At 42.5% G+C, this 25,108-nt stretch carries 24 protein-coding genes and 2 pseudogenes; 11 read left to right on the top strand and 15 right to left on the bottom strand.

The features are described 5' to 3' along the window. Positions 1-278: 278 nt before the first annotated feature. The 4 genes from JOD03_RS03410 (at position 279) to JOD03_RS03395 (ending at position 5,935) form a co-directional block, all read left to right on the top strand. The gene (locus JOD03_RS03410) at positions 279-1,607 is read left to right on the top strand and encodes a hemolysin family protein (RefSeq protein ID WP_204589427.1); all 1,329 of its coding nucleotides are present in this window, start codon (positions 279-281) and stop codon (positions 1,605-1,607) included. 42 nt (positions 1,608-1,649) lie between these two features. Then, complete coding sequence (locus tag JOD03_RS03405; RefSeq protein ID WP_239584811.1) at positions 1,650-2,984, top strand: hemolysin family protein; 1,335 nt, start codon at positions 1,650-1,652, stop codon at positions 2,982-2,984. A 339-nt stretch (positions 2,985-3,323) separates the two neighbouring features. Further along, positions 3,324-3,689, top strand: a complete 366-nt coding sequence (locus JOD03_RS03400) for an ArsR/SmtB family transcription factor (protein WP_204589426.1) — start codon at positions 3,324-3,326, stop codon at positions 3,687-3,689. 134 nt (positions 3,690-3,823) lie between these two features. After that, on the top strand, positions 3,824-5,935 hold the full coding sequence (locus JOD03_RS03395) for a heavy metal translocating P-type ATPase (protein WP_204589425.1): 2,112 nt from the start codon (positions 3,824-3,826) through the stop codon (positions 5,933-5,935). A 45-nt stretch (positions 5,936-5,980) separates the two neighbouring features. Here JOD03_RS03395 and JOD03_RS03390 read toward each other — a convergent pair whose 3' ends face one another. Then, positions 5,981-6,472: a GNAT family N-acetyltransferase gene (locus JOD03_RS03390; protein ID WP_204589573.1), complete on the bottom strand. Its 492-nt coding sequence runs from the start codon at positions 6,470-6,472 to the stop codon at positions 5,981-5,983. 213 nt (positions 6,473-6,685) lie between these two features. Here JOD03_RS03390 and katG point away from each other — a divergent pair, with 213 nt between their 5' ends. Beyond that, positions 6,686-8,914 carry a catalase/peroxidase HPI gene (gene katG, locus JOD03_RS03385; RefSeq protein WP_204589424.1) on the top strand — a complete coding sequence of 743 codons (2,229 nt, stop codon included), beginning with the start codon at positions 6,686-6,688 and terminating at the stop codon, positions 8,912-8,914. Between the two features lie 48 nt (positions 8,915-8,962). On the opposite strand, the gene JOD03_RS03380 is transcribed toward katG, so the two are convergent. The 3 genes from JOD03_RS03380 to JOD03_RS03370 all read right to left on the bottom strand — a co-directional run bounded on the left by JOD03_RS03380 (position 8,963) and on the right by JOD03_RS03370 (position 13,910). Next, entirely contained in the window at positions 8,963-10,216 is a 1,254-nt protein-coding gene (locus JOD03_RS03380) for an ATP-binding protein (protein WP_204589423.1), read from the bottom strand. A gap of 9 nt (positions 10,217-10,225) precedes the next feature. Next, entirely contained in the window at positions 10,226-12,121 is a 1,896-nt protein-coding gene (locus tag JOD03_RS03375; protein ID WP_204589422.1) for a SpoIIE family protein phosphatase, read from the bottom strand. Positions 12,122-12,290: 169 nt separating this feature from the next. Beyond that, entirely contained in the window at positions 12,291-13,910 is a 1,620-nt protein-coding gene (locus JOD03_RS03370) for an FAD-dependent monooxygenase (RefSeq protein ID WP_204589421.1), read from the bottom strand. Positions 13,911-14,194: 284 nt separating this feature from the next. Here JOD03_RS03370 and JOD03_RS03365 point away from each other — a divergent pair, with 284 nt between their 5' ends. From JOD03_RS03365 to JOD03_RS03355, 3 genes are read left to right on the top strand one after another with little or no spacing between them, the layout of a single operon-like run. Continuing rightward, the gene (locus JOD03_RS03365; RefSeq protein WP_204589420.1) at positions 14,195-14,938 is read left to right on the top strand and encodes a methionine ABC transporter ATP-binding protein; all 744 of its coding nucleotides are present in this window, start codon (positions 14,195-14,197) and stop codon (positions 14,936-14,938) included. Beyond that, positions 14,931-15,593, top strand: a complete 663-nt coding sequence (locus tag JOD03_RS03360) for a methionine ABC transporter permease (RefSeq protein ID WP_204589419.1) — start codon at positions 14,931-14,933, stop codon at positions 15,591-15,593. Before JOD03_RS03365 ends, JOD03_RS03360 begins: the two co-directional genes overlap by 8 nt. Positions 15,594-15,615: 22 nt before the next feature. Beyond that, the gene (locus JOD03_RS03355; RefSeq protein ID WP_204589418.1) at positions 15,616-16,443 is read left to right on the top strand and encodes a MetQ/NlpA family ABC transporter substrate-binding protein; all 828 of its coding nucleotides are present in this window, start codon (positions 15,616-15,618) and stop codon (positions 16,441-16,443) included. Positions 16,444-16,488: 45 nt separating this feature from the next. Here the strand turns inward: JOD03_RS03355 and JOD03_RS03350 are convergent, their stop codons facing one another. From JOD03_RS03350 to JOD03_RS13830, 3 genes are all read right to left on the bottom strand, one after another. Next, entirely contained in the window at positions 16,489-16,743 is a 255-nt protein-coding gene (locus JOD03_RS03350) for an AbrB/MazE/SpoVT family DNA-binding domain-containing protein (RefSeq protein WP_204589417.1), read from the bottom strand. Positions 16,744-16,809: 66 nt separating this feature from the next. Next, complete coding sequence (locus JOD03_RS03345; RefSeq protein WP_204589416.1) at positions 16,810-17,112, bottom strand: hypothetical protein; 303 nt, start codon at positions 17,110-17,112, stop codon at positions 16,810-16,812. Between the two features lie 448 nt (positions 17,113-17,560). Further along, on the bottom strand, positions 17,561-17,686 hold the full coding sequence (locus JOD03_RS13830; RefSeq protein WP_275580363.1) for a hypothetical protein: 126 nt from the start codon (positions 17,684-17,686) through the stop codon (positions 17,561-17,563). Between the two features lie 159 nt (positions 17,687-17,845). On the opposite strand from JOD03_RS13830, the gene JOD03_RS03340 reads away from it, so the two are divergent. Further along, the gene (locus JOD03_RS03340) at positions 17,846-18,130 is read left to right on the top strand and encodes a CPCC family cysteine-rich protein (protein WP_204589415.1); all 285 of its coding nucleotides are present in this window, start codon (positions 17,846-17,848) and stop codon (positions 18,128-18,130) included. A gap of 113 nt (positions 18,131-18,243) precedes the next feature. Here JOD03_RS03340 and JOD03_RS03335 read toward each other — a convergent pair whose 3' ends face one another. The 3 genes from JOD03_RS03335 to JOD03_RS03325 all read right to left on the bottom strand — a co-directional run bounded on the left by JOD03_RS03335 (position 18,244) and on the right by JOD03_RS03325 (position 20,023). Beyond that, positions 18,244-18,891 (bottom strand): DUF3885 domain-containing protein, encoded by a 648-nt coding sequence (locus tag JOD03_RS03335; RefSeq protein WP_204589414.1) that lies wholly within the window; start codon positions 18,889-18,891, stop codon positions 18,244-18,246. Positions 18,892-19,125: 234 nt separating this feature from the next. Next, positions 19,126-19,608: a DUF4306 domain-containing protein gene (locus JOD03_RS03330; RefSeq protein ID WP_204589413.1), complete on the bottom strand. Its 483-nt coding sequence runs from the start codon at positions 19,606-19,608 to the stop codon at positions 19,126-19,128. Between the two features lie 40 nt (positions 19,609-19,648). After that, positions 19,649-20,023, bottom strand: coding sequence for a hypothetical protein (locus JOD03_RS03325; protein ID WP_204589412.1), 375 nt, complete (start codon positions 20,021-20,023; stop codon positions 19,649-19,651). Between the two features lie 109 nt (positions 20,024-20,132). Between JOD03_RS03325 and JOD03_RS03320 the strand changes: the two genes are divergently transcribed. Beyond that, positions 20,133-20,921, top strand: a complete 789-nt coding sequence (locus tag JOD03_RS03320) for an SMI1/KNR4 family protein (protein WP_204589411.1) — start codon at positions 20,133-20,135, stop codon at positions 20,919-20,921. Between the two features lie 66 nt (positions 20,922-20,987). On the opposite strand, the gene JOD03_RS03315 is transcribed toward JOD03_RS03320, so the two are convergent. Continuing rightward, positions 20,988-22,202: an RtcB family protein gene (locus JOD03_RS03315; RefSeq protein ID WP_204589410.1), complete on the bottom strand. Its 1,215-nt coding sequence runs from the start codon at positions 22,200-22,202 to the stop codon at positions 20,988-20,990. Between the two features lie 113 nt (positions 22,203-22,315). On the opposite strand from JOD03_RS03315, the pseudogene JOD03_RS03310 reads away from it, so the two are divergent. After that, positions 22,316-23,089: pseudogene (locus JOD03_RS03310) on the top strand (DUF817 domain-containing protein); the annotation flags it as partial. Between the two features lie 2 nt (positions 23,090-23,091). On the opposite strand, the pseudogene JOD03_RS13965 reads toward JOD03_RS03310, so the two are convergent. The 4 genes and pseudogenes from JOD03_RS13965 to JOD03_RS03295 all read right to left on the bottom strand — a co-directional run. Next, a pseudogene (locus JOD03_RS13965) lies at positions 23,092-23,199 on the bottom strand (VOC family protein); the annotation flags it as partial. 23 nt (positions 23,200-23,222) lie between these two features. Further along, entirely contained in the window at positions 23,223-24,026 is an 804-nt protein-coding gene (locus JOD03_RS03305) for an SAM-dependent methyltransferase (RefSeq protein ID WP_204589409.1), read from the bottom strand. A 15-nt stretch (positions 24,027-24,041) separates the two neighbouring features. Then, positions 24,042-24,386 carry a DUF3221 domain-containing protein gene (locus JOD03_RS03300; protein WP_204589408.1) on the bottom strand — a complete coding sequence of 115 codons (345 nt, stop codon included), beginning with the start codon at positions 24,384-24,386 and terminating at the stop codon, positions 24,042-24,044. 43 nt (positions 24,387-24,429) lie between these two features. Then, complete coding sequence (locus JOD03_RS03295) at positions 24,430-25,101, bottom strand: hypothetical protein (RefSeq protein ID WP_204589407.1); 672 nt, start codon at positions 25,099-25,101, stop codon at positions 24,430-24,432. Between the last annotated feature and the right edge of the window lie 7 nt (positions 25,102-25,108).

Raw genomic sequence — 25,108 nt, 5'->3', positions numbered from 1 at the left:
CTTATATATAAGCTACGTTCTACTGTACGGACAATTTTGAATATGGTAAAGTAGTCTTAATTTGAAAAAATGGGAGGTGCTCTACTTGGGAAGGATATTTTCCGTTCTGGTAAAATGGCGAAATTAACGAATTTGTCTCTTTACCACTCACAAACACACGGCCCCCTTTCAACAGACACCTGCTGTTTACGCACGCAACGCTAGGCGCTGGATTACATAGTTGAAAGAGCCACATTACAACATACATTTACGGAGGTGTCACCCTTTTAGGGGACCTATTGGACAGTAGTATATTATGGCTTAACTTAGGATTGGTAGCTTTATTGATTGCACTCACAGCTTTTTTCGTAGGATCTGAGTTCGCAGTCGTTAAAGTGCGTATGTCACGATTGGATCAATTAATTTCAGAAGGCAATCAAACAGCTGCACTCGCAAAGCGGATTACAACAGACTTGGATTATTATTTGTCTGCATGTCGGCTGGGTATCACCGTCACGGCACTCGGTTTAGGATGGCTCGGGGAACCAACTGTTGAAAAATTGTTGCACCCTACATTTGAAAGTCTCGGTATCGGCGATCCATTCGTTTCTGTACTTTCATTCGGTATCGCTTTTAGCTCAGTAACATTTTTATACGTTGTTATAGGAGAACTAGCACCGAAGACACTCGCTATTCAATTCGCAGAACCGATGACCTTACTTCTTGCAAAACCGCTGTATTGGTTCGGAAAAATCATGTTCCCGTTCATTTGGACGTTAAACGGATCAGCTCGTCTTTTACTTCGTCTATTCGGCGTAAAACCTTCTGCACAAGAACTGGCCCACTCTCAAGAAGAGTTAAAGATTATTATGACCCACAGTTATCAAAGTGGGGAGATCAATCAAACGGAGCTTGCGTTCATGCAAAATGTGTTTTCGTTCGATTCACGCGTTGCAAAAGATTTAATGATTCCACGTACAAAGATTGAAACGGTCTCACTTGAATCCACACGCCAAGAATTAATCGATTTTTTCAGTGAACACCAATTTACTCGTTACCCTGTAACAGAAAATCTCGACAAAGACCATATCATTGGGTATATCAATGTAAAAGAAATGCTCACAGCTCTTGCAACAAAAAAAGAGCATGGGCTTCAACATTTTATTAAAGAAATCCCTGTCATCGTGGAAACGACACCATTAGTTGAAATCTTTGAATTGATGAAGACAAGACAATCTCATATCGCCCTAGTTGTCGATGAATTCGGTGGTACTGCCGGTATCGTGACACTTGAAGATTTACTTGAAGAAATCGTGGGAGAGATACGAGATGAATTTGATGAAGATGAAGTAGATGATATTCAGGAAATTGGCGACAACACTTATATCGTGCAGGGCCGCGTGTTGTTAGATGAGTTGCAAGAAAAATTCAATCTTCAGTTCGAGGACTCTGAAAACATCGATACCCTCTCTGGGTGGATGCAGACACAAAAACTTGAACTCGAGACAGGTGATACTGTAGCGACTGAAACATTTTCAGTAGAAGCTGTTGAAGTAGAGCAACACCATATGGAGTCTGCTCGATTGCAAATCATTCCAAAATTACCTGAGCTATCAGAAGAACTTTAATTTACTCAATTTAATGGAGGTGTCACCCTTTTAGGGGACCATTTGGACATAGAAATAGCATTTAATTTATTTATGATTGTGTTTTTAATTGCAGCAACCGCCTTTTTTGTAGGCTCTGAATTCGCTGTAGTTAAAGTACGTTCATCTCGACTCGACCAGTTGATTGCAGAAGGAAATCAAAGTGCTGTACTTGCAAAAAAAGTGACGTCTGACTTAGATTACTATCTATCTGCCTGCCAGTTAGGTATAACAGTTACCGCTCTTGGCCTTGGATTTTTAGGAAAACCGACTGTAGAATTACTTCTTTACCCAGTGTTTCAACAGTATGATTTGCCAGCTTCTGTGATCTCGGTACTATCATTTCTGCTAGCGTTCTCACTTGTGACATTTTTACACGTTGTAGTAGGTGAACTAGCACCGAAAACGTTGGCTATCCAATTTGCAGAACGCATGACTTTATTGCTATCGCGCCCGCTCTATTGGTTCGGAAAAATCATGTTCCCCTTCATCTGGTTCTTGAATGGATCTGGTCGTCTTTTATTGAGTCTGTTTGGTGTAAAGCCAGCAGGACATGATACAGCACACTCTGAAGAAGAGTTAAAGATTCTCATGGCACGGAGTTTTAAAAGTGGAGAATTGAACCAAACCGAGATTGCTTTTATGCATAATATCTTTGCATTTGATGAGCATGTCGCACGTGATTTGATGGTGCCCCGCACAAAAATGGAAACCATTGATATCACAACAACCCATGAAGAAATGCTTCAAGAATTTGAAGAGCATCAATTTACACGATATGCGATTACAGAAGACTACGACAAAGACAAAATTATTGGGTACATCAATGCGAAAGAAATCTTACTTGAGATCGCTGCAGAAACCCTTCAAGATTTTGCGTCTTATGTGAAGCCTCTTCCTGTTGTCTCTGAAACGACACAGCTTGATAAAACCTTTGCAACAATGAAAGCCAACCATGCGCACATGGTATTGGTTGTCGATGAATACGGTGGTACTGCCGGGATGTTGACACTTGAAGACGTCCTTGAAGAGATTGTCGGAGAAATTCGTGATGAGTTTGATACGGATGAAGTCGATGATATCCATGAGATCGGCCCACGTCAATATGAAGTCGACGGGCGTGTTCTATTGTCCGACTTGACGGAACGTTTCTCTATTCACTTCGAAGAATCTGAAGATATCGAGACGATTGCCGGTTGGATCCATGCACGTTCACTCGATGTCCAACAAGGCGATTCGTTTTCAGAACACAACTTCCAATTACGCGTTATTGAATTCGAGCAAAATCATGTAGAGCGCGTTTTATTAACGCTCCCGGATTTGCCGGAGACATCTAACTCTTTATCTGAAGAAGAATAAAAGAGGCTGTGACAAAACCCAGCAAAGGGAGTTTTTCGTCATGAGAAACTCCCTTTTTGTATGTTCTATTGGGTGTAGGGGAAGCGTTCCGCGGGCGCGGGCTGAGCCTCGGTCTCAGCTTCCGCTTATAATCCCGCTGGAGTCACTCCTACACACTTTTCATTTTGTTATCTTTAACTTCATTTGTGGAATTAACTGAGTTATGTCCCTGCCTCTTTTTGTATAAGGCATCGTAAACGTGCTACACTAATTGTATGAAAAATGCCAAGCTATGAAGATGTTTGGAATAAATAGGTTTGCTATACTAAAAGCACCCTAGTTTAAAGGAAGCGATTTAAAATGACGCAACACGTAAAGAAACAAACGTCTGATAGCTGCGAAGTGGAATGTACGCACCCTGAAGTAGTCGAACGTGTCACACCACTCATCCACCAAGTAGAGGGTGTCGAAACTATATTTAAAGCTTTGTCAGATGCCACACGGATGAAGATCATCTATGCTTTGACACAAGAAGATGAACTATGTGTTTGTGATGTAGCAGCCATTATTGGTACGTCAACCGCAACAGCTTCGCATCACCTGCGCTTGCTACGTACAATGGGGATTGCAAAAAACCGTAAACAAGGCAAGCTTGTCTATTATTCGGTAAAAGACCACCACATCACCGATTTAGTAAAAATCGCAATCGAACATCATAATGAATAATTTCATCTCTAGTTCGCAATGAACTAGAGATTTTTTCATTCAAATGTTTATTTGAATATCATTGACACATCCTAGTAACGAGCATATACTAAAATCAATCAAACGTTCATTTGAATGTAAAGGAAGTGAATGACATGCCTACACAACCTCATATCTACCGATTAGAAGGCTTGTCGTGTACAAACTGCGCGGCTAAATTCGAAAAAAATATCAAAGAAATCGAGACTGTTAAAGACCTCCAATTAAATTTTGGTGCTTCCAAACTCACAATCACTGGAGATGTCACGATTGAGCAGCTTGAAAAAGCAGGTGCTTTTGACGGAATCCGAGTGTATGAGGACTCTAAACGACCTGTACAACGTGAGAAACGTTCTTTTTGGGCTTCATCTGAAAACCGAGCCACAGTTTTTTCATTGTTCTTTTTACTAGCTGCTCTTTTTGTAGACTACGGAACGCCAGCACCGGACTGGACAGCAATCGGACTCTACATCACTGCAATTGTGGTTGGCGGGCTATCTTTGTTCCGTATAGGCTTTTCAAATCTCGTACGCTTTGAGTTTGATATGAAGACATTGATGACGATTGCCATCATTGGGGCAGCCCTCATTGGTGAATGGCAAGAAGGTGCCGTTGTCGTATTACTTTTTGCTTTTAGTGAAGCACTAGAAGGATATTCGATGGATAGAGCTCGTCAGTCCATACGCAGTCTGATGGACATTGCACCAAGCGAAGCAATCATACGACGCAAGGATCAACTGCTCACTTTAGATGTAAACGACATTCAAATTGGGGATACTCTGCTTGTGAAGCCTGGTCAGAAAATTGCGATGGACGGAATTGTAGCGTCTGGTGAATCTGCTATCAATGAAGCGGCCATTACTGGGGAATCTATGCCGAAGTTCAAACAAGTTGGCGATGAAGTCTTTGCAGGCTCTTTAAATGAAGAAGGATTCTTAGAAGTAACCGTAACAAAACGCGTCGAAGATACAACAATTGCTAAGATTATTCATCTCGTAGAAGAAGCACAAGCTGCAAAAGCACCTTCCCAACAGTTTGTCGATCGCTTCGCTGCATATTATACACCCGCAATAGTACTGATCGCGCTCTTTGTTGCCGTCCTCCCTCCTCTTGCATTTTCAGGAGATTGGTCGGAATGGATTTATCGAGGGCTAACAGTTTTAGTCGTAGGATGTCCTTGTGCACTTGTCGTTTCTACTCCCGTTGCAATCGTCACAGCTATTGGCAATGCTGCAAAGAACGGTGTATTGATTAAAGGTGGCGTCTATTTAGAAGAGCTCGGGCGTATTCGTGCTATCGCATTTGATAAGACAGGCACTTTATCGGAAGGGCGCCCTGCCGTGACAGACATTATTCCTTTTCACTCGTATACATCTGAGCAAGTCATTGCACTTGCGGCTGGAATCGAACAGTTTTCGCAGCATCCACTAGCTTCTGCGATTGTACGGTACGGGGAATCTCAAGGAATTCCTGCAGTTCAGGTATCCGAATTTCGTTCTCTAACAGGAAAAGGTGCCCAAGGTATGATTGAAGGGCAACTCGTTCAAATCGGAAGTCCAGAATTATTTATAGACCACAAAGAGTTTACACCTGAACTCGAATGGACTATAGGAAACTTACAACAAAACGGAAAAACGGTGATGGTTCTCGGAGACGATTCACAACTACTTGGTCTAGTAGCTGTAGCCGACCCACTCCGGAGTGTCAGCCCATCAGTCATTGAACGCTTGAAAGAAATTGGTATTGAAAAGCTTGTCATGTTGACTGGAGACAATGCGATCACTGCTAATGCAATCAATCAAAAACTAGGACTTGATGCTGTTGAAGCAAGCTTACTACCCGAGCAAAAGCTTGAAAAAATTCGCGAGCTTCAAGCGAAACATGGTTCTGTCGCAATGGTCGGTGATGGCGTGAATGATGCACCCGCTCTTGCCAGTGCGACCGTTGGAATTGCCATGGGGGGCGCTGGAACAGACACAGCCCTTGAAACCGCAGACATCGCTCTACTTGCAGATGATTTGACGAAGCTCCCTTATACGATGGGACTCAGTCGCAAAACTCTTGCAGTTATCAAACAAAATATCGGATTTGCCCTTGCTATCAAAGTGCTCGCCTTGTTGTTGATCATCCCAGGCTGGTTAACACTCTGGATGGCCGTGTTGGCAGACGTGGGTTCAACTGTACTAGTCGTACTGAACTCCATGCGTCTGTTACGCGTGAAGGAATAAGTACAAAGACCCGAACCAGTTGTGGTTCGGGCCTTTTTATGCTCCTTATTTAGCGACGATTAATTCCATACGTACAGTCTTCAATACATGACCATCAAAATCCTCTTCAAATTCGCGGACTACCTCAAAACCTTTAGCTGCATAGAATGAAAGTCCAGACCAATTCTCTTTCTCTACATTGATCCATACGGACCGCACGCCCGAAAGTTCTTCGATTCCACGCTTTAGTAGAGACGAGCCTATTCCTTTCCCTTGATACTGAGGGTGTAGATAGATCGCTGCGAGTTCGGCGGACCCGTCTTCTTTCACGGTCGAATAGTTTGCAAAACCGACAATGCGCTCCCCTTCTTCCGCCACTAAAAATAACGAATGCTCTAGGCGACGCTGTAATTGCTCAGAGTTATACGCCATCTTCAAAAAGTTTGCCTGAACGTCAAGGGGAATAATATCTTCATATGTGCTGTTCCAAGAGGTTCTCGCCACATCTTGAACACTTTCCACATCGTCTTCTCTCATATGCCGGATTGTAAGTGTCATCGCCATCTGCCTTTCTGCTCATCGGTGCCTTTGTTGTTTAATTATACCATTTCGAGAAAACTAGTTGAGAAGAAAAATAAATCTCGATTTCCGACCTTCTCGCTTCATTTCTGAAGTCTTATTTAGTATAATTATAAAGTGAGAATGATTCTCTTAGGGTCATTCGAATGCAAACCATTTTTCACGATCTGAATTAAAGGAGGAGAATTGAGAATGGAAAACAACAATCAAAACCCAGGACACACAGCTGCTGGTGACGGACAATGCCCGGTTACAGGTATGGGTGCAGGCCATAAAGACAGCGCAATCACGACATCTAAGAAACCTGGTGGCACAAACAACAAAGACTGGTGGCCAAATATGCTCAACCTGAACATTTTGCGCCAGCACGATACGAAAGCAAATCCGTTCGGGACTGACTTCGATTATAAAGAGGAGTTCTCTAAGCTCGATTATGATGCGTTAAAAGAGGATCTTCGCAAACTCATGACAGATAGCCAAGACTGGTGGCCAGCAGATTATGGTCATTACGGCGGTCTATTCATTCGTATGTCATGGCACGCAGCGGGTACATACCGCACTTTCGACGGCCGTGGCGGTGGGAACACAGGAAACCAACGTTTCGCTCCACTAAACAGCTGGCCAGATAACGTCAACTTAGACAAAGCACGTCGTCTACTTTGGCCTATCAAACAAAAGTACGGAAACAAGATCTCTTGGGCTGACCTTCTAGTACTTACTGGAAACGTGGCACTTGAGTCTATGGGCTTCAAAACATTCGGTTTCGCAGCAGGACGCGAAGATATTTGGCATCCAGAAGAAGATGTGTACTGGGGGAACGAAAAAGAGTGGTTGGCAGACAACCGTTACTCCGGTGACCGTGAACTTGAAAATCCACTAGCTGCGGTTCAAATGGGTCTGATCTACGTAAACCCAGAAGGACCAAACGGAAAACCAGATCCACTCGCATCTGCTAAAGACATCCGTGATACATTCGCGCGTATGGGAATGAACGATGAAGAAACAGTTGCACTTATTGCAGGTGGTCACACATTCGGTAAAACGCACGGTGCTGGTGATCCATCTCAAGTTGGAGATGACCCTGAAGCAGCAGATATCGAAAACCTAGGTTTAGGTTGGTTGAGTAGCCATAAGTCTGGTAAGGGACGCGACACGATTTCTTCAGGTCTTGAAGGCGCTTGGACAGCAAACCCTACACAATGGGACAACGGGTTCTGGGTACAACTCTTTGAATACGATTGGGAATTAACAAAAAGCCCAGCCGGTGCATACCAGTGGATTGCGAAAGACTTAAAAGACGAAGACAAAGCTCCAGATGCAGAAGATTCTAGCAAAAAAGTACCGACGATGATGTCAACTGCTGATATGGCTCTAAAAATCGATCCAGATTACGAGAAAATCTCTCGCCGCTTCTACGAAGACCATGCAGCATTCGAAGATGCATTTGCACGCGCTTGGTTCAAACTTCTTCACCGCGACATGGGACCTAAAGATCGTTACTGGGGACCTGAAGTACCAAAAGAGGAATTGATTTGGCAAGATCCAGTTCCAACAGTAGACTATACATTGTCTAACGAAGAAATTGCGGATTTAAAAGAAAAAATCTTGGCTACAGACCTAACAGTAAGCGAACTTGTAAAAGTAGCTTGGGCTTCTGCAAGCACATTCCGCCACACAGATATGCGCGGAGGCGCGAACGGTGCGCGTATCCGTTTTGCTCCACAACGCAGCTGGGAAGCAAACGAGCCACAACTTCTTGAGAAGGCTTTGAAGATCTACGAAGACCTACAAGCTGGACTTGAAAAACATGTGAGCTTGGCTGACCTAATCGTTCTTGGTGGAACAGCAGCAGTTGAAAAAGCAGCACGTGATGCTGGCTTTGATATTGTCGTTCCATTCTCACCAGGCCGCGGTGATGCAACGGAAGAACAAACAGACGCAGAAAGCTTCGAAGTACTCGAGCCAATCTCTGATGGTTTCCGTAACTATCAGAAAGCAGAGTACCCAACAAGCCCTGAAGAAATGCTAGTCGACAAAGCGCATCTACTTGGTCTAACAGCTCCTGAAATGACAGTTCTTGTAGGTGGACTACGTGCTCTTGGTGCAAACCATGGAGATACGAAACACGGCGTATTCGGTGAACAAACTGGCAAGTTGACGAACGACTTCTTCGTAAACTTACTAGATATGAACATCGAATGGAAACCAGCAGGCTTCAACCAATACGAAGGCCGCAACCGTAAGTCTGGCGAAGTAAAACACACAGCTACGCGCTTCGACCTAGTATTCGGTTCAAACTCAATCCTTCGCGCACTTGCAGAAGTGTATGCACAAGACGACAACAAACAGAAATTTGTTAACGACTTTGCAAAAGCTTGGGTAAAAGTGATGGATGCTGACCGTTTCGACTTAAAAAACTAAATGAATGAAAAGAAGCACGTGACTTCCATTTCGGAGGTCACGTGCTTTTTATAATGGAAATTTTAATGTAATGGTCGTTCCTTTTTGAACTTCACTAGTTATGGAGAACGTCCCTTCTAGCTCTCGGACAAGTTGTTGCGTCACACGAAGCCCCTGCCCTGCAATTGAACTGCCCGATCCATAAGTAAGATCCATCAGTCCGACAAGCTGATCTTGAGCAATCCCAATTCCACTGTCATCCACATAGATGTACAGCCAGTTACGCTTGATCATCGCTGAGAGCGTCACTTGTCCTCCTTTAGGAGTGGCATCTAGTGCGTTTTTGACGAGATTGATCAGTACTTGTTTCACTTGTACATATTGAACCTCTACTTCTTCTAATAGATCGATATCCACTGTCATCCGCACACCTTTTTGTTCCGCGTAAGGTCTCAGACTGTCTACCACTTCCTCAGTAAGTATGCTTAGTGATTTTTTATCCGTCCCCATCAAAGCATCTTGTCCCGAGGTGTAGTGATTCAGTGCTTGATTCAATTGTTCTAGCTCCACTTCAATTGCTTCTAATTTCGCATTGTCTGCGGAACTGAATTTTCCTTTTAGCTCTCTCAAGTGTTTTTCCGCCTGCTCAATGTGACCCGTTAATTGATTACCAAGCAACTCGCCCACCTCAGTAATGTAGTTCACCTTCTCTGTCGTCAATGCCTCATTTTTCAGTGTAGTATAGTGACGCATATTTTCGGAGAAATAAATAAACGATACACTCGAGACAATATAAAGGATGAACATGCTGCTAAACACCGGAAACGCAATTTCTCGCAGCTCGGCAACTTGTCCGTTCAGTGTAAAGTGTGTGACGATGCCACCGATCGCCATCCCCCAAGCAATGATGCCTAGTCCTCCACTCGCCAAAATACGGAGCTGGAAAGAGAGCCGTAAAAATCCACGACGTACGAATAAAAATACAAGGATTAACGCTGCGGCTACCCCTACGACAATCAATGCACCTTGAAATCCTCCGAGTGAGAAGCGGAAGAGAATGATCAGCGTAGCTGTGATGCCTCCACTTAAAATTCCTCCGTATACAATCGAAATCAGGAGCGCCACCCACCTCAGGTCCCATAAGAACCCATCTCCTGAAACCATCGGAAAGAGCATACAGAGAATAGCGGCGAGTCCAAGAAGGACACCTAAAAATACACGCGCACCAATGGAATTATAGTTCGAGATAATGAACTGGAAAAAGTAAAGGGGTGTAAGAATCAATAAAAAGTTTAATAAGACATCTGCAAAAAGGACTTCCATGACACCCTCCTATACTTTCAAGATGAAGAGGGTTTGGTCATCTTCCACGGGCAGTGGTTCGAGAGCATTGACTCGATTCAATATGACTTTCGCAAGTTCCGCTGCCGACTGTGAAAAGTCTGCCTCTTCAAGTGCTCGCCGTAAATGTTCCCCATCATCTGATTTATTTTTCTTTCGTTCTGTTAAGCCATCTGTGAATAATACGAGGATATCGCCTTCTTCAAGCTCCAATCGCTTTTCTTGAAAGGTAGCATCTTCTAAAATACCGAGTAGTGGACCGGTAGGCATTAATTCTCGATAAGTCTTTGTTTTATAGTTGTAGAGAATTCCAGGTTCGTGACCCGCAGATCCGTAGCATAAAACACGGGTCTGCTGATTGTAGGAACCTTTGAACATGGTGATAAACCGACTCGCCTCCATGTACGTATGCGAAAATGAATTAATTTTAGACAACACAGCTGCTGGTGACTCACGTAGTTCCATCGCAAATTGCATCATCGTCATCTGAATGGCAGCTGGAATCCCTTTTCCTGAGACATCTGCAACCCCAAACACTATTTCTTCACCGTGCGGAATGACTGTGTAAAAATCCCCGTTCAATTCCTTAAATGCTTTACTTACAACACCCATGTCGAGTGGCAATGCAGTGCGCTCCATGGCGTCGAATAAATCTTGTTGCACTTTTGCGGCAAGACCAATCTCAACTTGAACGGCTTGGTGTTCGCGTTCAAGCGCTCGGAGTTTCAGAGGTTCTGTAATGTCTTTGAATGTGACGAGCACCCCTTGCGTTGCGCCGCGTTCGACGACAGGTTGAACAAAGTATTCAATGGGAAACGATTTACCATCTTTGCGCCAAAACTGATCTTCCGCCACAAAGGAGTATTCTGCAGTTTCTAGAGAGAGATAGATAGGACTGTCTTCCATATAATGAGGTCTACCATTCTTTTTGGTGTGATGGATAATAGGATGAATCAATCGACCAACCAATTCATCTCTTCGGAATCCAAGCATTTTCGAAGCTGCGTCATTGATGAATGTCAGTCTCCCTTGCAAGTCGACTCCGAAAATCCCTTCACCAACGGTATTCAAAAAGCGCTCGTAAGTCTCAGATAATTGTTCAATCTCGCGGTACGGTTTTTCACCAAACTGGATATACAGCAAGATAAATAGATAGACAAGCGCTCCCATTTTCATAAGATGTGCCCCGATATAGGTAATGTGACCGGGCGCTCCCGATAAGAGTACAAGATAGAAAAACATATAGTAGATGGCAATCGGTAAGATGAACGAATTCTCAAATGTCGTCAATTTGAGTTCTTTTCGTCCAAACTTCAACCATAGTACTACACCAATATGACCGACAGCTAAAAGAAACAGTCCAATGCGGATGTAGTAACGTGTCTCCACCTGTTCAGGCAAGACAGCTTGAAGTACGAAAATGAGACTAACAACTGACACAATATAGAAAATCGTGACAAGAATACTTGCTCCTTTAAAGTTTTGCAGTTGAATCGGTTGTCGTCGTTGCAGAATCAAGAGCAACAGCATACCTAGCTCGGTGACTCGAGCAATAAACCAAAAATCTCTGGACATCTCAGGAGTTGTAAAAAAGGATGCTGGCATTCCAGGGAACGTCAGTAGATGAAACAGATCGAAGAGGCCGATTGCCAAGAAAATTCCAGCTAAAATTATATTGTTGTAGGAATCACCAATACGCGTATACAACCATGCCTGTACAGCTATCATTAAAGCAATAAAGGAGCTTGTGACTGTCAAAATGATATAGACAACCAAATATATGGGTGCCTCTGTATTCGAATCTGGAATGCCCAGTAGTGTTTTACCTATAACTACAGCTACAAGCAAAAGACCAAAAAGGAATGCCCCTCGTGCGTGATGGATCAATGGTTGGATAGGTCATTCCTCCTTCGTAAAAAACTTTATACTATGTATTATCACAGATTTGACAAAGATTGTACAACAAGAACTGACAAAATTTGTTTTGAGACAATCCCTGGGTTATCTCAAAACCAAAGATAACTTAAAAAGTGAGACAACCCCTGGGGTTGTCTCACTATTGAAAATAAGCACCTAATTTATCAATCATCACTTGTGCATCCATTGAAAGGTCATGGAACAAGACATGTCCATCTGGGCGTAAGATGAGTGTACTTCCTTTTTCCATACCAATACCAAGATCTAGATGGCGGTGGACATCATAAATGATTGGCAAAGCCTCTTCTTCTAAATGGAGCGTACCGCCACGAGCGACGACAAACACTTTCATCATTCCTGGATACACAGACTCTACCAGTTTCTTGAATGTTTGCGCATAGTCAATCAGCTCGCGTTCATAGCAGTCAATGTAAATCAGGCAAACAAATTCATGTTTTTGTACGAACGGATACAATCGCGCCGTTGATTTGCCTTCAAAGAACAATTTTTGGTCAGGCACACGCTGTCCAGCTTGTATGGCCTTGCGTGACAATCGTTTATCTCTAAACTCTTTGTTACGCTTCACTTTATGGTATTCATGATGAATATGCGAGTAGTAGTTTGCCACGAGTGGCTGTACCCAATTTTGACTGAGTACGGCTTTTCCTGCCCAGTTCCGAAGCTTTCCGATGACCCCAGTCTGTTCAATGGCTTTCAATTCAAGTGTTGTATCCCGAATAACTTCTTTTGCAATCGGATAACGTTCTTCATTGTAACTCGCTAAGAAGGAATCTTTTGCATACCCCTTCAATACGAGATCCATCTTCCAACAAATATTTGAAGCGTCTTCAAGCCCTAGATTCATCCCTTGACCACCAAGTGGATTGTTGACATGCGCAGCATCGCCTAGGAAAAACACGTTGCCAACACGGTAATCGGGTACTTGACGGTGAGCTGTCTCAAATGTACGGATCCACTGTGGGACTTCGACACGATAGGGAACATCGAGAATGCGATCGAGACTTTCTTGCAAGGCTTCGAGTGGCATTTCTTTTGGCGCATTCTTCCCTTGGCGAGCCCGGTCCATCCCTACAACGCGATACGTACCGTCTTTGTATGGGAATAAGGCCACAGCACCTCGATCATTCAAATGCATATTGATGAAAATTTCATTCAGCCCTGGAATCTCGACGTCAGAAGTGAAGAATGTGTATCCTTCATCCGCTCCAATAAAGGGAAAATCCAAGTAGTGACGTACTTGGCTTCGGACGCCATCACAAGCTAACGCATATTTCGCAAAATAACGTTTTTCAACACCATGGTGAATGGCGGTCACAAAGACACCGTCATCGTTCTGTTTGATGTCGACGACTTCATGCTCCATATAAATTTCTGCATCTTGCGCCGCAAGATTCGCCACAAACAGTTCTTCAATTTCATTTTGCGGCAAAATAAAAAGATACGGATAGCGACTCTTAATATGGTTTAGCTCGACGTAAGAGGGATTTCTCCCTGCCAAGTGCATTTTCATTCCTGGTCCCGGGTAGCCTCTTCGTAAAAAGAGTTCGTGGATCCCTAAAAATTCTAATAGCTCGACAGACCGTGCTTGGATGCCGAGTGCTTTGGATAATTGGGTCGGACCGGAGCGTTTTTCTAAGCAGATAAAGTCCACGTTTCGTTTCTGGAACTCATTCGCTGCCATCAGCCCTGCTGGCCCTGCTCCGATAATCAGTACGTCTGTTTTGATCACATCTGTCATGTGCGCCGCTCCTCTCTCGTCCAGTCACTTCTAGTATAGTCGCAACACCGCTCCAAATGCGACTTACGTGTTTCCTATAGTGTACCCATTCTGAGAAAGGACTAACGCATTGGCGTCTGAGAAGTTGTGACGAGTCTTTGACGAACTTACCGTCACAGAGGTATTTTCTGCATATTTATCGCACTACTCTGACAATAATCCTACTATTTTACACGGAATAAGGCGTGGTCTATAATTAGAGGCGTTGTGTAGAAGTATACATACATTTGATAGGAGCATGGAACATGATTGATGTACAGCACATCACAAAGCGTTATGGCGCATTTATAGCGATAGACGACGTGACGCTCACGATTCCAAAAGGAGCCATTTACGGAATCATCGGAGCGAGTGGTGCCGGGAAGTCGACACTATTACGGATGATGAATCTTTTGGAGAAGCCTGATAGTGGTCGTGTGAACGTGGGAGGTCAGAATCTCACTGCACTTTCTAGCAAAGGTCTTCGGGAAGTACGGAAATCCATTGGGATGATTTTTCAACACTTTCATCTTGTGGCGAATAAGACGGTCCGCGACAATGTTCGTGTCGCGCTCGAACTTGCGCGTTATCCAAAACGGGATCAACTCGCTCGTGTTCAGGAATGCCTACAATTTGTAGGTCTTCAGGAGATGGCAGATAAGTACCCTGCTGAACTGAGTGGTGGACAGAAGCAGCGTGTGGCGATTGCACGAGCTCTTGCAACAAACCCATCTGTCCTACTTTGTGACGAACCGACCTCTTCACTTGACCCTCAAACGACAGCAGAAGTGTTGGCCGTCTTAAAGGATATCAACGAGCGCCTGGGGATCACGATTGTGATTGTCAGCCATGAGATGGACGTCATCAAAAGTATTTGTACAGCTGTGACAGTACTTGAGAACGGGCATATTTATGAGTCGTTTACACATGAACCACATGGTATCAAGACGCCTGGAAGCTCGTCTGCATATTTTGTAGAGCAGTTGAAAGGAGTTCCTCGCGATGCCTGATGTTCTTGTGCAGTACCAAGGAGAAATTATCCAGTCAATTGGCGAGACGTTTTATATGGTCGGTGTTTCGATTCTTTTCGCTGTTTTGATCGGACTTCCAGTCGGGACATTCTTATTTTTATGTCGCAAAGGCCAGTTGCTTGAAAACCAAGCGGTGTTCTCGACGCTGAACTTGCTCGTGAATAGTACGCGTTCCTTCCCGTTCTTATTACTCGTCGTCTTTTTGATTCCGTTCACGCGACTCATCATCGGCACAGCTATTGGTACAACGGCGGCAACGGTCCCTCTCGCTATCATTGCGATCGCGCATTACTCGCGGTTAGTAGAGCAATCGTTGCTCGATGTTCCGCGCGGCGTATTAGAAGCGGCGGTTTCAATGGGCGCATCTGTTCGGGAAATCATCACGAAATTCCTGTATGTGGAAGCACGGTCTAGCCTTGTGATGGGGCTCACGACATCCATCATCAGTTTTATCTCGTATTCGACCATCATGGGCGTCGTCGGTGGTGGCGGTATCGGAGACTTTGCAATCCGCTACGGCTACCAACAATTCAAGACAGACCTTATGACGTATATGATCATCATTATGGTCATTCTCGTCCAGCTCATCCAGTTCAGTGGTATGACGCTTGCGAGATGGCTTGATAAACGCTAAATCACCTTAGGAGGAAACACACATGAAGAAATTACTCGCTTTAGTAGCAATCCTTGTACTGTTTCTAGCAGCTTGTGGAAACAATGATGAAGCAGCTCCAGCAGAAGACGCTACAGAAACGAACGAGACTACTACTTTAAAAGTAGCTTCTCTAATCCCGCCAATGACAGAAATCTTAGAACTTGTGAAACCAACACTTGCTGAAGAAGGCATTGAGTTAGAAGTTGTTGTCCTTGGGGACAACGTACAACCAAATGCAGCGCTTGCAGCTGAGGAAGTAGACGCTAACTTCTTCCAACACGTGCCGTACATGGAAGAGTTCAACCGTTCGAATGATGCAAACCTTGTACCGATCACACCGATCTATTTCGCAAACTACGGTGTCTATTCAAAAGAGTTTGCCTCTATTGAAGAATTACCAAAAGGTGCAACTGTAACAATTGCCAATGATATCTCAAATATCGACCGTTCATTGTCACTTCTTGCACAACATGGTGTAATCACGCTTGGTGAGAAGCAAGATAACTACTATACACAAGCAGATATCACTGAAAACCCAAAGAATTTAGTGTTCGAGGAAGTCGATCTCTTGATGCTTGCGCGCACTTATGATGATGCAGATGCTGTTGTGATGACGCCAGCTTATGCAGCACCACTGGGCTTGACACCGAAATCTGATGCGCTTCTAACAGAAGGTACAGATAACGATTTTGCTATCACATTGGTTGCACGTGAAGACAACAAAGAAGACGAAGCAATCCAAAAGCTTGCGGAAGTCATGACAAGCGATGCCGTTCGTGAATTCTTAGAAGAAAACTATGACGAGACGGCGATTCCAGCTTTCGAATAAGACAGCAAAGCACCCAGATCCAGATGGATGGATTGGGTGCTTTTTTTATCTGTCCACTAAGCCTTTTAGTGCTTTGTGGTGTGCTTTTAACTCTTCTTCAAGAAGTATATTGAAATCAGCAGAATTAACGTTTTGTTGGTTCTCATGATTAGAGACTTTACTTATAATCACCTGATCATTTTCTTGAATAATTCGTACTGTTGTCCCTTCTGTCCATTGAAGTTCTTTTAATACATTTGAAGGAATGTTAACTCCTAGAGATTCTCCGATTTTTTCAATACGATGGTGCTTAGAAAACATGATTCATACTCCCTCTCCAAAGTTATTTAATTTCTGGAATAGAATAAAATTGAATGCTGTTTTCAATTAATTGAGTGATTCAAAATACTGTTCAGGATCTGTGATTTTCTTCTCAATAAAGATTTTGGACCAAGTAACAATCTGTTCAATATAGGACTCTTCATCAACATCGGGTAATACATCAAGTACCTTTCGAAGAGATCCTTCTTTATTGACCTGATATATATCCAAATCTGTCACTACTGTCATTTGAACTTCACCATCTAACAAAATCTTTGCAGTGACTTGATTCTTGCCTAAATCAACATGTGTATACTTAATTTTTATACCAGTAGGTTTGAAAGTAGTATATCCTTGATTTTGATCCATTGAGTCATCTCCAAGCGATTTTTTCGTTCTCTATACTGCTATTTATTCTCAAACTAATTGCTAGACACATGAAATGGAAACAACCCCCAAGAGGTACCTGGTACCCAAACAATTCCAACACAATTTATATTTATCCACTTTCTAACGTAAGAATGCGGGTTCAGATTGCATATTCTGTGAATAGTCATGAATGTCTGAATTGTTTTTGGGACAGGTACTTTTGAAGTTACTGAAGAGGTCCATATATATCGAGCAATTTTCCAGAATGTGCATCCATTACCACAGTGATTTCCATAGCGTTATCTATCACCGTAATTTCCCATTCTTTTTTATTCCGGCTTTTGTTCAAGCCGCCGTTGCTTTCAATTAGAGCGAGTTTTATATCTCCACCAAAGTCTTCATCAAACCCTACAAATGAAAAGGAGTTCTCCCATTCTGGCGGAGGAGATTACAGATATTTCTCTGCATACTTGATAGCTTCGTGACTAGTAAGTATGTTTGATTCATAAAGTACACTTCCAAACCCCCATGCCCCGACTACTAAAATCCCTATGATCAATACTAGTTTTTTCAAATAAACCACTCTCCTCCTGTATCCAAATCTTCCATATGCATCTTATACTTGCAATTATTTTAAATCTTAGTCTTGAAATTTCTTATGATAAAATAAGTTGAAAAGTGGTGCACATATTCAAATTTTATGTAGTTTAGCTACTTTTAAAGGAGCATACATATGATCACACTACTCCATACTTGTCCTTGCTGCGGCTATAAGACTTTGGAAGAGCCGCCAGGAAATTTTGAGATTTGCCCAATCTGTTATTGGGAAGATGATACTCTTCAGCGAGAAGATCCATTTTATACAGGTGGTGCAAATGAGGAATCTTTATACGAAGCGCAACAAAACTTCTTAAAGTTTGGGGCTTCATGCGAAAAGTACATAGCATCTGTTCGAAAACCTAATTTTAACGATAGTAAAGATATGAGCTTTCGACTTATTGAGAAAGACAACACGTGAAGAAATAGTTTGTGCGGATGTTTCTTCACGTTTTTTTATCTGTAATCAACTTAGTTATTTCACTACGCCTGTCAAAATCATCGTGCATTTTATTTTGAAGCAGCGAACCAACTTTAGATAAATAACTTCCGTGCATCTTCAAGGCTATGTTCATCCATCCACTCCTGATGCTTTTCATACAGCGGTCGCAGTGTTTCACGATTTGCTGCAATCACTTCGCAACCTCGGTCGTCATAAATGAAGAAGAGTGCATTTCTCGTAAGGTTAACGAAAAACACATCTGGATAATTCCGTCTCTTGCTTGAACGAAAATTCGGCTTTAGTGGAAAATCTTCGTTGCATGCAGCTTGAATGAGATAATCAGAATTCAAATCTCGCGTTCTACATTTCAGATGATACTGAGCGATGTACATTTCATCTTCCTCTTCCTCATCAAGTAAATATGGAAGGTTCTTCACAGTAAGATGATAGAGTAATTCTTTGTTTTTCAACCCTCTTTTGTAAACTTTAAACGGCCTATTCTTATCCTTCGAATCTTTAAGTTTATAGACATTCGTGACCAGCACCATGTCATCTTCTCTCGAGAAAATTTCATTAAAAATGGTATTTGCTTGCGTGTAAACTGTCTCAAAACGAAGCCTATTCAATCTTCCGTTTTGATCAAACTGATAGATGTCTTCCCCAAGTTCAAAATGAAGTCTTGTTTCCCATTGAAAATAAAGGCTCGGTCGCAATTGCAACCCTGGAAACGTCTTCTGCATGTATTTATCTAAATCAAACAGGTCTTTCACTCCCTCAAATTAATGATACTCTTAAAGAATGGAAGCCGCTCCCAAAAGGTACCTGGTACCCAAACAACTTCAACACAATTTATTTTCATCCACTTTCTGACGTAAGAATGCGGGTTCAGATTGCATACTCAGTGAATAGTCATGAATGTCTGAATTGTTTTTGGGACAGGTACTTTCTAAATCCTTTTCGTTTAGACTTAAAGCTTACTCACTTACTAAGGCGTTCCGCTTCACTTTGATTACCACACTGAGTAAAATACCCATCGACAACAGTCCAATAAAACCAAATAGCGCAGTAAACAATTTGAATCCAGGTGTCGGGGAATTACCTAGTAAAAAGAATACAATGAATGAAATGGATGCTAAAACAACTGTTGTTGCTAGTAGCGCATTTCGATTTCTTTTTACTAGTGGATACACGCTTACTAAAATGAAAGCCAAGAATGACACAACCATTAGTAGCGGGAATAACGGCTGGAACTTAGCTGCATAAATAAAGTGATCGAGCATTACAATTTGACCTTCTGTAGTGATTGGATAGCCATTTAAATAGTTTGAGACAAGTGCCGTATTGCCCCATTCCCACGGATTGTCATAGATTTGTGCCCCTTCATACCAGGCGATGAAAGTGGAAACTACTAGAGCTGTGAGGCTTGTAGCCAGAATTACAAAACGTTTTGTACTCACAATGAACCCCTCCATTCTTCATTTGTTACTCTATAAAAACTCACTCTTTCTCTAATACCAATTCCTCTTCTTGCCCATCCCACATAATTGTTAATACAGCATTTTGATTTTTGTCTGGAATAGCGCAATTTTGACAGGAAGAATTACCGAGGTTTACTCTATTCTCATACACATAGCCATCCCCTTCACTAGTAGAAGTCAATCCATGCTGAAGTTTGTAATAGATGATCTCAGGAGGTTCCCCTTCACCAATCCACGCTATGTAGCCAGACATCTGCATATCCCTTTGATTTTGGATATTCAAAACATACTCTGCCTTCCAATTAGAACTCTCTGCGCGTAGAATTCTTTCTTCCAACCCCATACACCCACCTAGTAGTAGTGCTGTAAGAATCACCAGTAAGATCCTCTTCATTCTCCCAACCCCTTTTCCTCCATTTTACAACACCTATAACCAATTATGTAAATTTTTAGAATACTGCTATGGTATAGTAGACGTACTACATTCCAGAGGAGTTTCCACTATGAAAAATATATGGCAAGAAAATAATGAATTTGAGGAGTTGCCACCTTTAACCGACAAAATGATCAAGCAGGCAGAAAAAAAGCTAAAGGTAAAGTTGCCCGAGACATATATCCAACTTCTCAAACAACAAAATGGAGGCTATATCCTCTTTAATGCGTATCCTACTACTGCACCGACCTCTTGGGCAGAGGATCACGTTCAAGTCGACCATCTGCTCGGCATCGATGAAGGGCAAGGAATCCTGCAAAGCGAGTATTTGATTAAAGAGTGGGGATTGCCGAACGATATTGTTTTATTTTCAGGAGATGGCCATGCTTGGGTTGCGTTTGACTACCGAAACACAGAAGAAAATCCGCCAATCATCTATGTCGACCCGGATGCTGAAAAAGTCATAGAGTTAGCACCTGACTTTGATGCCTTCCTCGACGGGCTCTACGTAGAAGATCGAGAAAGTGAAGATACTTATACTGATTTTGATGATGAAATGAAAGAATGGACTCTTGAGGAAATTGAGGAGGCCATTGCTTCTAACAACGAATATGAAGTACAGCTTGGGTTAGAGTATATTCATCAGCACACTAAAGGAAACGAACAGTTCCTTGAACAAAAGCTTATTCAACTCCTCCAAAGTCCTTCGCTTGATTTGAGACAAGTTGCTGCGAATTTAGCTTATCATTTCAATGAAGCTGGAACGCTCTCTACTGAGGCTATAAAGACCATGGTGGCCATCATTCGAAAAGACGAAGAAATTGAGTATTATGCCGATATGTATTTTAGCGGCTATTGAAATAGGCCTATAAGATTAATTACTAAAAAACGGATTGACCCTTTCGCTGCGGTTCAATCCGTTTTCTTATTTCTTCTTCCATCCTACAAACTCTGCGGCCTTAAAGTTATACAGCGGTTTCAAAATATCTTGTACTTCGATGGTGTCTTGCGTGTTCTGGATGATTTCGTGCATCGGCTTGTACGCAAACGGGGACTCATCAATCGTATCTGCGTTTACACTCGTCGTATACACGTCTTTCATCGTCGACTTGAAATCCTCTAACTGGAGCTGTTGCTTTGCTTTTGTACGAGAGAGGATGCGACCTGCACCATGCGGGCCCGATTGGTTCCAATCCTCATTTCCTTTTCCTTTCGCAAGTAAAGAGCCGTCTCGCATATTGATTGGGATCAACACAAGCTCGTCTTTGCGCGCAGAGATTGCGCCTTTTCGGAGAATCATGTGCTCCAGATCAATATAGTTGTGCACGGTATCGATTCGTCCGATTTCTGTAAAGCCCATCGCCTTCATGATTTCATCAACCATCGCTGCCCGGTTCCATTTCGCAAACTCTTGCGCAATCTTCAAATCATGGAAGTAATCCTCCATGCTTGTACCTGTAAGGTAGGACAAGTCTTTCGGTACTGCCGGTTCTTCACTCTTGAATGTTTTGATGGCTTGCTGGATCTCAGATTGTCTTCCTTGCGCTTTTAAAGTGGCAATCAGTTCATCCAAGCGGTCTTTGTCTGTGCTCAAATTTTCAATCGCTTTTTTCTGATGATAGTTCGCTACTTTCACACCTAAGTGACGACTTCCGGAATGCACCACTAAAAACAGCCGGCCGTCTTCTGCTTGGTTGAGTTCGATAAAATGGTTGCCACCACCAAGTGTTCCCATAGACAGCATCGCTTTATTTAAACTGAATCCTGCTTGTACCTGGTCAAAAGCAATATGTTGCGTAAAATCATGGGCATTTGTGCGAAGATCTATTCCGGATGGCACAGTTGATCGAATAGCCTGATCGAGCTTACTGAAATCGACGGCGTCACTTTTTACTTCTACACAAAGCATGCCGCACCCTATATCAACGCCGACAAGGTTCGGAATGACACGGTCTGTCACTTTCATCGTCGTACCGATAACCGCGCCCTTGCCTGCATGACAGTCAGGCATGATCCGAACATTGGCGTTTTTTGTGACTTGTTCATTCAAGAAGCCTTCAATTTGCGCAATTGTCATGTCATCTATGTTTGAGGTGAAGACTTTGGCTTCTCCGTATTTTCCTTTAAGTTGCTTTGTCATTGTTGCCTCTCCTCTCTAAAAGGTCTATCCCATATTTATTGACTTAGAATATTTAATTATTTATATTTGATATATATTTATCGATATTCAATAAATAATTAGAGGTGTTTCGTATGGATATTTCACTCACACAAACGAAAACTACCAATTCGTTGCTGTTTTTTGTCATCCAGCAAGTGCGCGCAGCTATTTTCCCGCTGTTTATCTTTTTCATTCTTGGAATCACTTTAGTTATCGATTTACCTATTCTCGCTAGATACGATTGGCTCCTACTGTTTTGCGTCGCAATGCAGTTCTTTATGGTCAAGACGAACCTAGAAAGTGTGGATGAGTTAAAAGTGATCACGGTCTTCCATTTCATTGGTCTCGTGATGGAAATTTTCAAAGTGAACATGGGCTCTTAGAGTTATCCAGAGGAAGGGATTTTCAAAGTGTTCAATGTGCCTTTGTTTAGTGGCTTTATGTATGCAAGTGTGGCAAGTTATCTCTGTCAGTTTTGGCGGATTTTCGATGTCAGGCTGATTCAGTGGCCTTCATTGAAAATTGCAGTTCCACTTGCTGCCATGATTTATTTAAACTTTTTCACGCATCATTATATCTGGGATTTCCGTTGGATACTGTTTGGTGCCGTGGCAGTCGTTTTTTTCAGAGCCAAGCTTTCCTTTCGTATACGGCAATCTCTCATCCAGATTCCGATTATCGCGTACTTTTTCTTGATTGGTCTGTTGATATGGATAGGTGAAAACATCGCAACTTTGCTCGGCGCTTGGCATTATCCGAATCAATCGAACGGGTGGGAATTGGTCCACATAGGAAAAATCAGTTCTTGGTTGTTACTAGTGATTGTCAGCTTTTTGATTGTGGCGAATTTAAAAGTCGTGAAGGATAGTTGGAACAGCTCATATCCTAGCTCCTCTAGCAACCAACCCCAAAACTCTGTTGATCGTTTTAAATCCGATACGTAAAGCTCTACATGGTGCAGTATTCCTTTGGACATGGTTTTGCCTCCTATTAATTTGCTTATATCGCTATACTAACAAACGTATCCAGGGAATCTTTTTCCGACTCGTTCATCATGTGATAGAGTGATGTGGCTAGTGTGTGGAACTGTGTCGAATCCCTAGAAAAATCACGATAAACTTCTGATGCATAGTCAATTTCCCACTGACCATCTTGTAAATAGGAAGAAGAAATCACGCCTTCTTTTTGAATCGAAAATCCTGCTGCTTCAAGTAAGCTTCTAATTTCTTGTCGACTAAACACATGCTGGATATTGCCGTCATTTTCTGTGAGTGCTGAATGCAACGCAAGTACTGTCACCGCGCAGAAATGGCCACGTTGCGATGTTTGTGTATAGTGAACATCCCACTCCGCAAACAAGAGTTTAGAACTAATCTTTCGAATCTTTTTAAAGTAGCTGTTCAAAATCTCCGGTGAGTGAAAGTACCAACTGGAATGTGCAAATACTACGCAGTCGTACTGTTCTTCTACTGGAAATGTAAGAAAATCTGTCTCGAGATGAAAACTGATGCGCTCACCAAGTTTCGTCCGTTGAATCTTTTCGTGTGCCTGGCTCAGCGTCAGTGGAGCACCGTACTCGCCGCTCGCCACATCAATCGCTGTGACATGTCCGCTTGCTCCTACTTGATCCGCGAGCACCACCGTCATATCGCCTTGACCGCAACCGATTTCTAAAACGCGCATGCCTTCTTTTAATTCAAATGCTTGTGCTAGATTGAAGCGGTGTTCTAATTGAACCTTTTGAATAGCATTCTCTTCAAATAGCTGATACTGTTTGCAAAATTCTTCTACACGTTCTTTCATGGTTTTCCTGCTTTCTTATTCGGAGTCCTCTAGCACTTCAACCTTAACCGCATTGCCGTACGCCGGAAGTGAGTCCTGCATGACATCATAAGACGCTCTGACTACCGCGTTCACCTTCAGTTCATCTAGTTTTTCATACGTAGCCCAAATGCCATCCTCATATTTTTCAATTATTTCTACTGGTTCGAGAGTCTCTATGTCTTGTTCAGTCGCATCTTTCACCAAGAGAAACCTGCTATCTTCAATAGCAACGATTCTTCCTACTTCAGTATAGAACTGTGATTCATCTGTGGTTTGTTGACAGGCTGTGAGTAAGATTACTAATAGAGATACAAGATAGAGGACGTACTTCTTTTTCATACTATCTACTCCTAACTCAAGTTGTTAGTACTGGAATTAATGCTTACTCACTAGCGTCATAAAACTCATCTTTGATCCGTTGCATGTAGTCATTCGTTGTCTCATCTGCCCCTTGCGGATACTGTTCCATCAATGCTGAAATCAACTTCTCCCATAAAACATCCATTACATAAAAGTCTCGGTCGAAATAATAATCTAACGCATCGACGGATATTCCTAAAGCCTCTGCATAGATCTGTTTATCTTCAATTTCTACGGAAGCTACATTTTCATTAATATAATCTGTGACTTCATCTTGGTAGACTTCTACATCATAAAGAGAAGATGCTTTTTCTAAAGCTTCAACAGAGTTCCTCACAGATTCCTCTGCCATTTGCTCGATTTCTGATTCCTCTAGTTCATGGCTAAACAGCTTATTTTCCAGTTTCAGTCGAAACTTCGCTTTCTCGACACTTAATAAATTCTTAGCATCACTGGTCTCTACTAGTTCTTCGTCAATTACCAGTCCCGTACCTTCTTCATTTACATCTATACCTTCTCCAAGAGAGTTGTTTGCCATTTCTAGTAGGACCTCATCTACGCTAGTCGCAACATTTGCTGTATCATATTCGACAGGTTCTACCGGTTCCTCTTTCGTCACAAGATCTATACCAATTGTTACCGCAGCAGCGGTGACTGCCAGTAATAATAAAACTATCCAGTATCTTTTTTTCATTTCATCC

Source organism: Chryseomicrobium aureum (assembly GCF_016909155.1).
Taxonomy (GTDB): Bacteria; Bacillota; Bacilli; order Bacillales_A; family Planococcaceae; genus Chryseomicrobium; species Chryseomicrobium aureum.
This window is presented reverse-complemented; position numbering and strand designations above follow the sequence as displayed.

What these genes read in the sequence shown, in the direction of transcription:
- JOD03_RS03400 (WP_204589426.1), top strand. Translation starts at nt 3,324, where the DNA reads ATGACGCAACACGTAAAGAAACAAACGTCTGATAGCTGCGAAGTGGAA.
- JOD03_RS03395 (WP_204589425.1), top strand. Translation starts at nt 3,824, where the DNA reads ATGCCTACACAACCTCATATCTACCGATTAGAAGGCTTGTCGTGTACA.
- JOD03_RS03390 (WP_204589573.1), bottom strand. Translation starts at nt 6,472, where the DNA reads ATGACACTTACAATCCGGCATATGAGAGAAGACGATGTGGAAAGTGTT.
- katG (WP_204589424.1), top strand. Translation starts at nt 6,686, where the DNA reads ATGGAAAACAACAATCAAAACCCAGGACACACAGCTGCTGGTGACGGA.
- JOD03_RS03380 (WP_204589423.1), bottom strand. Translation starts at nt 10,216, where the DNA reads ATGGAAGTCCTTTTTGCAGATGTCTTATTAAACTTTTTATTGATTCTT.
- JOD03_RS03370 (WP_204589421.1), bottom strand. Translation starts at nt 13,910, where the DNA reads ATGACAGATGTGATCAAAACAGACGTACTGATTATCGGAGCAGGGCCA.
- JOD03_RS03365 (WP_204589420.1), top strand. Translation starts at nt 14,195, where the DNA reads ATGATTGATGTACAGCACATCACAAAGCGTTATGGCGCATTTATAGCG.
- JOD03_RS03360 (WP_204589419.1), top strand. Translation starts at nt 14,931, where the DNA reads ATGCCTGATGTTCTTGTGCAGTACCAAGGAGAAATTATCCAGTCAATT.
- JOD03_RS03355 (WP_204589418.1), top strand. Translation starts at nt 15,616, where the DNA reads ATGAAGAAATTACTCGCTTTAGTAGCAATCCTTGTACTGTTTCTAGCA.
- JOD03_RS03350 (WP_204589417.1), bottom strand. Translation starts at nt 16,743, where the DNA reads ATGTTTTCTAAGCACCATCGTATTGAAAAAATCGGAGAATCTCTAGGA.
- JOD03_RS03345 (WP_204589416.1), bottom strand. Translation starts at nt 17,112, where the DNA reads ATGGATCAAAATCAAGGATATACTACTTTCAAACCTACTGGTATAAAA.
- JOD03_RS03340 (WP_204589415.1), top strand. Translation starts at nt 17,846, where the DNA reads ATGATCACACTACTCCATACTTGTCCTTGCTGCGGCTATAAGACTTTG.
- JOD03_RS03335 (WP_204589414.1), bottom strand. Translation starts at nt 18,891, where the DNA reads ATGCAGAAGACGTTTCCAGGGTTGCAATTGCGACCGAGCCTTTATTTT.
- JOD03_RS03325 (WP_204589412.1), bottom strand. Translation starts at nt 20,023, where the DNA reads ATGAAGAGGATCTTACTGGTGATTCTTACAGCACTACTACTAGGTGGG.
- JOD03_RS03320 (WP_204589411.1), top strand. Translation starts at nt 20,133, where the DNA reads ATGAAAAATATATGGCAAGAAAATAATGAATTTGAGGAGTTGCCACCT.
- JOD03_RS03315 (WP_204589410.1), bottom strand. Translation starts at nt 22,202, where the DNA reads ATGACAAAGCAACTTAAAGGAAAATACGGAGAAGCCAAAGTCTTCACC.
- JOD03_RS03305 (WP_204589409.1), bottom strand. Translation starts at nt 24,026, where the DNA reads ATGAAAGAACGTGTAGAAGAATTTTGCAAACAGTATCAGCTATTTGAA.
- JOD03_RS03300 (WP_204589408.1), bottom strand. Translation starts at nt 24,386, where the DNA reads ATGAAAAAGAAGTACGTCCTCTATCTTGTATCTCTATTAGTAATCTTA.
- JOD03_RS03295 (WP_204589407.1), bottom strand. Translation starts at nt 25,101, where the DNA reads ATGAAAAAAAGATACTGGATAGTTTTATTATTACTGGCAGTCACCGCT.